The organism is Halobacterium bonnevillei, assembly GCF_009831555.1.
GTDB classification, from domain to species: domain Archaea; phylum Halobacteriota; class Halobacteria; order Halobacteriales; family Halobacteriaceae; genus Halobacterium; species Halobacterium bonnevillei.
The window spans coordinates 1-2,089 of record NZ_WUUU01000292.1; the positions used below are offsets into that span (position 1 = coordinate 1).

3 protein-coding genes and 1 pseudogene are annotated in these 2,089 nt (G+C 70.0%); 1 reads left to right on the top strand and 3 read right to left on the bottom strand.

The features are described from left to right. Window positions 1-378: aldehyde dehydrogenase family protein (locus GRX66_RS18470; RefSeq protein ID WP_159527784.1), on the top strand; the 378-nt coding region annotated here is incomplete at its 5' end. Window positions 379-438: 60 nt separating this feature from the next. Here GRX66_RS18470 and GRX66_RS18475 read toward each other — a convergent pair. The 3 genes and pseudogenes from GRX66_RS18475 to GRX66_RS18485 all read right to left on the bottom strand — a co-directional run. Continuing rightward, a complete protein-coding gene (locus GRX66_RS18475; RefSeq protein WP_233745686.1) occupies window positions 439-984 on the bottom strand; it encodes a hypothetical protein in 546 nt (181 codons plus the stop codon). Window positions 985-1,096: 112 nt separating this feature from the next. Further along, window positions 1,097-1,801 (bottom strand): DsbA family protein, encoded by a 705-nt coding sequence (locus tag GRX66_RS18480; RefSeq protein ID WP_159527786.1) that lies wholly within the window; start codon window positions 1,799-1,801, stop codon window positions 1,097-1,099. A 48-nt stretch (window positions 1,802-1,849) separates the two neighbouring features. Continuing rightward, a pseudogene (locus GRX66_RS18485) lies at window positions 1,850-2,089 on the bottom strand (hypothetical protein); the annotation flags it as partial.

Consider the following 2,089-nt stretch of genomic DNA (forward strand, 5'->3'; position numbering starts at 1 on the left):
GACCGCTACGAGGCCGCGGACGGCGTCCACGTCTTCGAGCCGACCCTGCTGGCGGACGTCCCGCAGGACGCCCGCATCGTCGACGAAGAGCAGTTCGGGCCGGTCTGTGCGGTGACCACGTTCGGGGACGACGACGAAGCCCTCGAACTCGCGAACCGCTCGGACCTGGCGCTGGACGCGAGCGTCTTCACGGCGGACTACGACCGCGCGATGGAGATGGCCGACCGCATCGAGGCGGGCGCCGTCCGCATCAACGGCGCGCCCAGCCACGGCCTCGGGGACATCCCGTTCGGCGGCAACCAGGACTCCGGCATCGGCCGGGAGGGCCTCGACAAGACCATCGAGGAGTTCGTCCGCGAGAAGTCGATCATTCTCTGAGCGTCCCGCCGAGCAATTCACCACTTTCGGTTTCCGGCAGCCCGCTGCGCCGCGACCGACTCAGACGTTCACCGGGCAGCCGTTGACTTCGCCGCCGCGCATGCCGTCGGCCAGCCAGTAGATGGACAGCGTCAACACGACGACGCCGCCGACGGCGAACTCGAGGCCGTCCAGCGGCAGGAACAACAGGGACGTGGAAACGCCGAACAGCGACAGCAGGCCGACGAGGACGGCCGACCCGCAGGCGGCGCAGCCGGCGCCGAGCGTCCCGAGGACGACACCGGCAGCGCTAGCGCCGCCGTCCCTGATAGAGACGCCGTGTTCCCGGAAGTGGTAGACGGCCATGGCGACGTCGACGCCCGTGAGAGCGGCGACGGCGAGCAGGAGGACGCCCTGCAGCGGGTCGAAGAACGTCCCCACGAATGGGTACAGTTCCAGCAGCACCGCGAGCCGGTCGGCGAGCGGGAGCGGGCCGCCGAGCACGAGGTCGTTCACGAGCGAGACGTTCAGGGACGTGACGAACAGCGTGAGCGCCGCGAGCGCCGCGGCGACGGCGAGGACTGCGTACACCGGGGAGCGCACGACGAGGCGCGCTGTCCGCGCCATCAGGCGCCAGTCGGACGCCGCGGTTGGAAGTCCGATCATCGGTTGCGAGGTGGGGATGCACTCATGCGTAGTCAGCGGGGCGTCCGGTCATACGTACGGTCGGCGGGGCTACTCATTCGCCGAGCGCGGTCGCGATGAGGTCGTAGCTCACGTTCCCCGACGCCTCCGTGAGGTAGTCGCCGTCCCGGAACAGGAACACGGTCGGCGTGGCCGTCGCGCCGGCGTTCTGTCCGGCGTCGAGGTCCGTCTGGACGGCGTCGGCGTAGGCGTCGTTGCCGACGTCCTCCCGTACGGCCGCGCCGTCGACCGAGGTCTCGCTGTCGAGAAACTGCTCGGTGCGCTCGAGAACGTTGTCCGAGTCGAACGTCGACTGCTCGTCGAAGTAGTGGTCGAACAGCGCCCAGAACGCGTCCTCGTCGCGGTCGTAGGTCGCCTCCAGCGCCTGCGTGGCGGGCTCGCCCCACGGGTACACCACGGGATATCCGCGCACGACCAGCGCGGCGGCCCCCGTGTCGACGAGGTTCGACCTGATTTTCGGGACGGTCTCCTCCTCGAAGGACTTACAGGTGGGACACGAGGGGTCCTCGAACACCACGATGACGTGCCCGTCCAGGTCGCCGTTCCGTGGTTGGTCGGCGATAGCTGCGCCTGCAGGGTGGTCCCGCAGCGCGGTATCCGACGAATCGCCGCCGGAGGACGCGTCTTCGTCGCCAGTGGTCTCGTCGCCACCGCCGGTCACCACTGAGAGTCCCGTGCAGCCAGCGAGGCCGGCCAGGGAGCCGAGACCAGCGCCACGGAGGACGTCGCGGCGTCGCATACCAGTCAGTTGGGTGGGCGCGGCCTATAGGCGTTCTTCAATGTCCCTCTAGAGTTCGGCGTCGTCGGTCGGGGTGGGGACGGCGAGTGCTCGGCGGCGGGCGGCGACTGCGAGTGCACCGCCGGCGAACACGAACGCGCCAGCGACGCCGAACGCGACCAGATAGCTCGTCCGCGCTGCGAGGACGCCGCCGAGGACGCTCCCGATGGCGGTTCCGAGACCGCCGAGCGCAGTGAACGCGCCGAGCGCGTCGCCCGGACGGCGGCAGGACGCGGAGTCGGGCGACGA

What these genes read in the sequence shown, in the direction of transcription:
- GRX66_RS18480 (WP_159527786.1), bottom strand. Translation starts at nt 1,801, where the DNA reads ATGCGACGCCGCGACGTCCTCCGTGGCGCTGGTCTCGGCTCCCTGGCC.
- GRX66_RS18475 (WP_233745686.1), bottom strand. Translation starts at nt 984, where the DNA reads ATGGCGCGGACAGCGCGCCTCGTCGTGCGCTCCCCGGTGTACGCAGTC.